1 protein-coding gene is annotated in these 1,524 nt (G+C 51.4%); it reads right to left on the bottom strand.

The features are described from left to right. Positions 1–102: 102 nt before the first annotated feature. Positions 103–1,383, bottom strand: a complete 1,281-nt coding sequence (locus QME66_13865; protein MDI6810027.1) for a pitrilysin family protein — start codon at positions 1,381–1,383, stop codon at positions 103–105. Positions 1,384–1,524 lie beyond the last annotated feature (141 nt).

Here is a 1,524-nt window from a genome sequence, read left to right as displayed (position 1 = left end):
GAAAGTGCTGGGGCACCGCATAATAAGTTCGCGAATTTATGTGACACAGCACTAGGTATTCTCCTGTATCGAATTAAGTGATGTGTCCCCAGATACTCGATACTAGACCGTGAGGTCGCTTGCTGAATACTCACCGGGTTCTATGGGACCAAGCACTACAAGAGAGAATTCTTCAGGATTGAGTATTCCATTTGCCACCCGAAGAACTTCCTCTTCCTTGACCTGCTCAATTGATGAAACGAGCTCATCGGGAGTGACGTTTCTTCCGTAGTAAAGCTCGCTCTTTGCAAGCCGGGTCATCCTGTTGCTCATGCTCTCCAAGCCCATGAGGAGGTTCCCCTTAAGCTGTGCCTTTGCGCTGTCGAGCTCGCTCTTCTTCATTCCCCCCTTCTTCAGCTCATCAAGCTCTTTCATCGCACATCTCAATGCGTTTTTCCCCTGCTTCGGATTTGCCCCTATGAAACAGCCAAAGAGACCGGTGTCACGATAGAAATCGGCGTAGCTGAAAACCGAATAGGCAAGACCTTCCCTCTCCCTCACAGACTGGAACAGCCGTGAGCTCATTCCTCCCCCAACCATTGTTGTAAGAAGAAGAAGGCTCATCCTGTCCGGATGCGTAAAAGGAATCCCTCTCGTCCCGAAGCATATGTACTGCTGGGAAAGATCCCTGTTGAAATTCCTCACTCGCGGATCGAAGGCCCCCGGAGGCACTGTGGCCCGTTCCTTCCCGTTCCCGGGAAAATGGAAACTTTTCTCAATTGCCTTGAGTGCCGCTTCACAATCAAAACTTCCTGCCAAAGATATGACAATCCTCTCGGGCCCGTACCTTTCCTCAAAGTAGCCCCTGACAGTCTCGGAAGTGAACGAATCGACGCTTTCACGCGAGCCCAGGATGGAACCGCCCAGCGGATGGTCCGACCAGATTGTATCTGCAAACAGGTCGTGAACAAGCTCGTCAGGCGTATCCTCATAGCTCATTATTTCCTCTGTGACGACCTGCTTTTCCCTGTCAACGCTGGCCTTCTCAAAAAGCGAATCACAAACGATATCGGAGAGAACATCAATCGCCTGTTCAAGATATTCATCCAGTACCCTTGCGTAGTAACAAGTGAACTCTCTGGCAGTGAAGGCGTCCAGATTGCCGCCGATGGATTCAAGGCTGTGCGCGATTTCATATGCGTTTTTTCTCTTTGTTCCCTTGAAAACCATGTGCTCTATGAAATGAGAGATCCCGTTCTGAGAGCGGCTTTCATCCCTGGACCCGTTTTTCACCCACACGCCGATAGCGAGCGACCTCACCGCTGGGATCTTCTCTGCAACGACGGTGATACCACCGGGGAAGATTTCTTTACTGAAGACCGACGACGCCCTTTCACCCCGCATAGACTTGGCACCTCTCTGCTGCTGTGACCCCCTCACCTCAATCCTCTCCCCCAGGGGGGAAAGGAAGAGCAAGGTCCGCGTTTCATCCTAGTGTAGTGCGTCTAACGCTTCTTTACATTTGGTGACTTTGGCCAGGATGCG

The organism is Candidatus Eisenbacteria bacterium, assembly GCA_030017955.1.
Lineage (GTDB): Bacteria > Eisenbacteria > RBG-16-71-46 > JASEGR01 > JASEGR01 > JASEGR01.
Note: the sequence above shows the minus strand (reverse complement) of the source record. Positions and strands in the feature narration are given on the sequence as shown.

Coding starts and splice junctions, on each gene's coding strand:
- QME66_13865 (MDI6810027.1), bottom strand. CDS start 1,383: ATGCGGGGTGAAAGGGCGTCGTCGGTCTTCAGTAAAGAAATCTTCCCC.